Source organism: Chthoniobacter sp. (assembly GCF_040003245.1).
In the GTDB taxonomy this organism is placed as follows: Bacteria; Verrucomicrobiota; Verrucomicrobiia; order Chthoniobacterales; family Chthoniobacteraceae; genus Chthoniobacter.
Genome location: NZ_JBDUCX010000343.1, coordinates 1 through 5,518, shown reverse-complemented (window position 1 = coordinate 5,518; position 5,518 = coordinate 1). Strand labels below are relative to the sequence as shown.

General features: G+C 64.2%; 7 protein-coding genes. 1 reads left to right on the top strand and 6 read right to left on the bottom strand.

Translation table 11 applies throughout. The annotated features are described in order from the left end of the window. Positions 1–131: 131 nt before the first annotated feature. Positions 132–908, bottom strand: coding sequence for a nucleotidyltransferase domain-containing protein (locus ABJF10_RS28950; RefSeq protein ID WP_348548081.1), 777 nt, complete (start codon positions 906–908; stop codon positions 132–134). Between the two features lie 27 nt (positions 909–935). After that, the gene (locus ABJF10_RS28945) at positions 936–1,175 is read right to left on the bottom strand and encodes a hypothetical protein (RefSeq protein ID WP_348548080.1); all 240 of its coding nucleotides are present in this window, start codon (positions 1,173–1,175) and stop codon (positions 936–938) included. Between the two features lie 193 nt (positions 1,176–1,368). On the opposite strand from ABJF10_RS28945, the gene ABJF10_RS28940 reads away from it, so the two are divergent. Continuing rightward, entirely contained in the window at positions 1,369–1,563 is a 195-nt protein-coding gene (locus ABJF10_RS28940; protein ID WP_348548079.1) for a hypothetical protein, read from the top strand. A gap of 26 nt (positions 1,564–1,589) precedes the next feature. Here the strand turns inward: ABJF10_RS28940 and ABJF10_RS28935 are convergent, their stop codons facing one another. The 4 genes from ABJF10_RS28935 to ABJF10_RS28920 all read right to left on the bottom strand — a co-directional run bounded on the left by ABJF10_RS28935 (position 1,590) and on the right by ABJF10_RS28920 (position 5,349). Next, positions 1,590–2,120 (bottom strand): GNAT family N-acetyltransferase, encoded by a 531-nt coding sequence (locus ABJF10_RS28935; protein ID WP_348548078.1) that lies wholly within the window; start codon positions 2,118–2,120, stop codon positions 1,590–1,592. Between the two features lie 109 nt (positions 2,121–2,229). Further along, a complete protein-coding gene (locus ABJF10_RS28930) occupies positions 2,230–3,288 on the bottom strand; it encodes an AAA family ATPase (RefSeq protein ID WP_348548077.1) in 1,059 nt (352 codons plus the stop codon). 209 nt (positions 3,289–3,497) lie between these two features. Beyond that, a complete protein-coding gene (locus tag ABJF10_RS28925) occupies positions 3,498–4,298 on the bottom strand; it encodes a slipin family protein (protein WP_348548076.1) in 801 nt (266 codons plus the stop codon). A gap of 304 nt (positions 4,299–4,602) precedes the next feature. Continuing rightward, entirely contained in the window at positions 4,603–5,349 is a 747-nt protein-coding gene (locus tag ABJF10_RS28920) for a hypothetical protein (protein ID WP_348548075.1), read from the bottom strand. Positions 5,350–5,518: the final 169 nt, after the last annotated feature.

Sequence of the window (5,518 nt, the reverse complement as noted above, 5' to 3'; positions counted from 1 at the left end):
TAGCGCGACGGGGTTCTTCGACTCCGTTACACTCCGCTCAGAATGACACGCGAGGAGGAAGGTTCATATTTTTTGCAGTCGCCAAGACACCGCCCGGAGCACAGGGCTCCGGACGGTGTCGGATGGGCGGCTCACGCCACGAGGGCATGGCGGCGGAAGAAGCGGTTGAGCTCTTCCACGTCGCCGGCGGTTTCGTCGGGCTCGTGAAGCGCTTCGAGCCGCGGCAGCTCCGCCTCGAGGAAGCGCATGAGCACTTCGACCGGCGGGGCAACGGCGAGTTCGTCGCCGGCCTGCTTGCGCACGACGAGGGCGTCGAGCGCGGCGCGCACTTCGGCCTCTTCGAGCACGCTCCCCACGAGTTGCGCGAAGAGCATCGGCACCGGGCCGAGCTGGCGCTCGATCCAGCGGCAGGCGAGCAGCGGACGGAAGACGTAGAGATACTTCTTCAGGCTCACCGCCTCGCGGCCGCGCAGGTAATCGCGCCAGTTGCCGTGGGCCATGTGCAGGTAGTGCGCGAAGCAGCGTCGCGGCGAATAGAACTCCGCCGCGAGCGCGCCGAACTCGACGGCAAATACCGGGTCGTGGCGATACACGACCGGCGACTTGAGCCACTCGAGCAGCGGCGGGTTGCTCTTGCGAAGCAGCCGCAGCGCCTTGCGCAGTTCCCAGCCGCTGACGTCGAGGTCATCAGCGATCGGACGCTCGATCACGTCGCGCCGGTCCTCGACGGAGAGATACCAGTCGCGCCGGTGGACGTAGAGGAAGCGCACGTCGTAGTCGCTGTCGCGCGAGGCAAAACCCCACGCGCGGCTGCCGCTTTCGCAGGCGAAGAGCACGCGCACATTGTGCCCGGCCTCGACTCGGGCAAGCGCGTCGCGGACGCGCTGGTGGACTTCATTGCGGTGCATGACGCACCTCCTTTCTTTGGTGGATGATTACGTATCGCGGGTGGATGGGCGGGTCATGAGCGTATCTCTCAGCAGGCCGCCGGGGCCGGAGCGGTCGCTGAGCAAGATGCGAAGAGGGACGCCGGCGAGGGTGGTACTGTCGGGCAGACGCTCGAGACGCAGGCGTTCGCGGGCGGCGGCGCGGCGGCGGGCTCCCGGTCGCGCGAAGGCGGCGAGGAGCAAGCCGAAGAGTAACGCGCCATATCCCAGGATGGATGAGATGGACATGGGTGTGGGTGTGGTGAAAACGAACCAGCCTGCCCGGATGAATGGGCAGGCTGGCGCGTGGGTGGGTTGGTTGATGGGGCGGCAGGTAGGCCGATTCAAGTGGAGCCGGAGGTGGATTCGGCGCGGTCAGCGCGCGTCCAAACTCCTGTCATCCTGAGCTTGCCGAAGGACCTCCAATATCCCCTCTGGCATTTTGCGCACCGCTGTTATCGATCAGCGTGCGCAATCTCAAATTAAACTGCTGAAGAAGAAGGATATTGGAGGTTTGCCCCATGTTTCCGCAGGCGTCTCGCTTCGCTCGGCTTTCGACTTCGCTCAGGATGACAATGTTTTTCGACCACCTGGCGGACAGGCGACACCGCCGCAGCCCAAACGTGCGTTGTCCTGATGAGACTACCGCTCAGTTGAGCCGCTTTAGCCAGGCAGCCGCACCATCGCGTATTGCAGGCCGTCGATGAACTCACCATCGCGGAAGTAGCGGGCGCGGAGGCGGCCTTCGAATGCGTAGCCGGCCTTTTCGAGGATGCGCGCGGAGGCAGGGTTGCGCGCATAGACAGCGGCTTGAAGCCGAACAACGCGGAGTTCCGTGAAGGCCCATTCGGTGAGGGCGGCGAGGGCCTCAGAGACGATGCCTCGACCCCAGAGCGATTCACCCAGCCAGTAACCGATCTCGGCGCAGTGGATGCTGACGCCGAATCGGTCCGAAGCGGGGAGCGTAACCCCGATACCGCCGACCACTTCATCATCGACGGTGATTGCAAAGCGCGTCTCGGGGTTGCCGCCGCTGGCGATGGCGATCCACTGCTCCGCATCTTCGAGCGTGTAGGGATGGGGGATGTTGTTCATGTTGCGGGCGACGCTGTAAGTGCCGCCGTGCTTCATGAGCGAAGCGGCATCGGAAGGACGAAAGGAACGGATGGTGGATTGGGAAAGGGTGAGTTGCATGGGAGTGGAATGGAGCGTGGAGAGGTGGGTTGATCCTGACGAGTGGGCCTGACCCCGGCGGAGATGGATCTCCACCGGGGCTGCCCCAATGGTTGGCGCGCGATGGCGGCTACTGCTCGAAGCCGATGCGGGGCTTGACCGGCTGCGGAGCGGCGCCCGGGTTGAGCACTTCGGCGAGCGCGAACTCGTCGCAGCCTTCGCCGGGCTGGAAGGGCAACTCCCGCAGATCGGCGAGCCGCTGGGCGGCATGGCGCGGCAAGCGCCGGAAGGCGCGCTGATTCATGAGCCGGCCCGGGCGCATGATGGCCGGGTCGAGTTCGTTGAGTCGCGCATTCACCGAGCAGATGATGTGCAGCCGGAGCATGCGGCCGACGAGTCCGTCGGCGATATTGAGGATCGCGGAGACGGCCTCGCGATTATCGCCGCAGCGCGGCCAGAGCAGGCGTTCGGCATCCTCGATCACGATCACCTTGATGCGATCGGGGTGGCGCTTGTTCTGGGTCTGCCAGAAGGTCACGAGCTCGGGTTTCGAGAGCGTGTCGTCCTGCGCCGCGTGGAGCACATAGAAGACGTGGGTCTTCTCGAGCCGGCGCATCATGACGGAAACGAGGCTCGTCTTGCCGGTGCCGGGCGGGCCTTCGAAGATGGTGAGTCCGCCAGGGCGGCCACCCGTGCGCGCGGCAAATTGCTCCAGCCAGAGATCGATGTCCTGCCCGTAGCAAAGCTGCAGGAATTCATCGCCGGGATCGTCGGGCAATTGCTCGACGCGCTCGGTGAGAAAGACATCGTCGTGGCGCAGCATGTAGAAGAACGGCGCGGTGGCCGGGCGAGAGGCCTGCAGCTTGGCGGCGATCTCGGTGTGCAACGCGGTCGCCTCCTCCGCGGTCGGAGCGAAGATTTCTCCCCACTCGCGGCCGTTGCCAAACGCGAGGACGAAGGTGTTTTCGCCAAAGCGCAGGAGCAGCGTGGACCAGTGGAGTCGATCGGGCGCGGCCCGGCGACGGGCGCGGAAGATGCGGTCGCGGTAGGTTTCCGCGAGCGTGTCCACATCGGCGTCGACGATATCGAAGAGGATGCGGTGGATGGAGGTTTCGGCGAACCGCAGGGCGATGTCGGACATGACATCGTGCAAGTCGAGTTCGGTGGTGATGGACAGGGTTTTTAACATGAGAAGATGGATTGAATGAATGGGCGGGCGCGAAAGTATTGCCGGCCGCGCGAGGCCCGTGGTTCGCGCGAAAACGGTCGGGAGTAACTCGACTAGTCAAAGGGATCACCTCCTTTCGGTGTGGGGTTATTGATTGGTGAAATGAGAGGGGTGACCCCGGCGGAGCGATCGCTCCGCTGGGGCTTTGTCCCCCTCACAATGGTTGGCCTTCAGGTTTCTTCGGGCGCGGAGTCCGCGGCGTTGGCCGCGCGCGTCTTAAAGGTCGGGAGCAGCGCCGAGAGATCGTTCATCACGAACGTCTGGCGGCTGTCGGAGGCCTCGAGCGTCTGCAGAAACCGCAGTGTCGCGAGCGACGGATGGCTTTCGAGCAGGCGCGCCGCGTTGGCGAGGTGGCGCAGCGCGGCGGACTCACCGCGCGCCCGCTCGAGGGCGCCCTGGCCTTGCTGGCGGGCCTTGAGGGCTTCGCCGAAGGCTTTGCGCAGTTCGCCCGGCAGCATCACGTCACGCACCTCGACGGCGCGGACTTGCACGCCGATGGCCGCGGCTGGCGGCGCGATGAGCTCGCGGAGTTGCGCGCCGAGGGCGACGCGCTGGCCGAGCAGCGCCTCGAGAGTCACGCCGGCAACCGCGGTGCGGACGGCCGTTTGCGTGGCGCTGTAGATGTGGCCCACGTGATTGTCCACGGCTTGCACCGCCGTGGCGGCATCGACGATTTGCGTGGTGAGCACGACGCTGATTTTCACGCCGACATTGTCGGAGCTGAGCACTTCCTGGCCAGGGACCTGGAGGAGCGTCTGGCGCGTGTCGATGAAGGCGAGGCGGAAGTTAACGCCCCAGCGCACATGCAGACCGGCGGCGAGGGTCTCGACGAGTTTGCCCTCGTGATAGAGCAGACCGGCGAAGCCGGCGTTGACGATGAACTCGCGGCGGTAGTGCGAGCGGATGACCATCGTCACGACAAAGGCAACAATGGCCGCGAGCAGGGAGAGGAGGATTTGATCGGAAGTCATAGGATGTGGGTGTGTTTGTAGGTTGAAAGTGGGGATCCGCGGCGGTGGCCCACGGCTCGGCAGCGGGCAGCGCGGCCATCGGCCGGCTGCGCAGAGCTGCGTGGCGGTTGCGCGAGTGCGCGGGGTCACCGACGCGGATTGGTTTTGGGAGTCGAACCCAGTCGGGGGTGAGCCGATTTGCCAATGACCGGAGTGCCTGGAATGCAGAACCACAGACGGCGATGCCGTGCGGCTGATAGGTTCTCCGGTGAAAATGAAAAATAAACCTGGAGCGACAAACGCCAGGCGACCAGCGGGCGGTGCTTTACTTTGCGGAACGCGAGGCGTCCTGCTCCTGCCGCGTGGCGATGGGCACGTAGCCGATTTCGAATCCCTTCGGCGGGGTGACGAGTTGAGCGGGATCGAGGTCCGCGAGTTTGCCCACCGTGGGCGGCGCCAGATAGTCGCGGTCTTTCGTCCAGGTGCGATGCAGTTTCTCCACCTTGATCTGTAGCTTCTCGCGTTCCTCTTTGGTCAGATCGGCATTGAGCAGCGCCGGTTGATCCGCGAAGCGATACCAATAATAAGTCACCACGCTGCCGTCGCCGAGATGCGCCTGGAAAGGGCCGGCGACTGGACCGGGTTTCTTGAAAGCGCTGTCGGGGGCCACGGGTGTATCGTAGGGCTCGGACGCTTTTTCCTTGGGCCGATCAAAGGACAGCTCGGCCAATCCCGATTTTGGCGGCACCTCGTCGGGCTTGGCGACCAGCCAGTGGTCTTTTCCTCCGTCATTCTGGAGGTGAAAATATTCCGGCAGGACCGCGCGTGGGCCGTTGGGCGCCTCGACCTTCTTCACGAATTGCTCGCTCCATTTGTAACCATAGGTCGTCGGGTCGGGTGCGATGGGCGTCGCGAACGAACTCCATTCCATGGCCACCTTTTTCTCCTTGGGAGTCTTCTCCGCGTAGATTTTCCAAGTCGATCCACCGTTGGCGCGAAAACTCTGCACATAGGAACCATCGGGATTAATCGCTCCGGTGACGGCCGGGCCACCTTCGAACCACACCTTCACGCCGTCCCAGAGGGCTTTCTTGTTGTAAGACGTCAGGCGGTGCAGGACGACGGTGTTGCCATCCGGCCCGACGGGAAAAGAAGTGAGCCGGGATTGCGAGCTGGATATTCTGCATGTGCATTACGCGGTGCCGCACGCGACTGCGGCGATTTTGGCGCGGGCGATGTTG

Coding starts and splice junctions, on each gene's coding strand:
- ABJF10_RS28950 (WP_348548081.1), bottom strand. CDS start 908: ATGCACCGCAATGAAGTCCACCAGCGCGTCCGCGACGCGCTTGCCCGA.
- ABJF10_RS28945 (WP_348548080.1), bottom strand. CDS start 1,175: ATGTCCATCTCATCCATCCTGGGATATGGCGCGTTACTCTTCGGCTTG.
- ABJF10_RS28930 (WP_348548077.1), bottom strand. CDS start 3,288: ATGTTAAAAACCCTGTCCATCACCACCGAACTCGACTTGCACGATGTC.
- ABJF10_RS28925 (WP_348548076.1), bottom strand. CDS start 4,298: ATGACTTCCGATCAAATCCTCCTCTCCCTGCTCGCGGCCATTGTTGCC.
- ABJF10_RS28935 (WP_348548078.1), bottom strand. CDS start 2,120: ATGCAACTCACCCTTTCCCAATCCACCATCCGTTCCTTTCGTCCTTCC.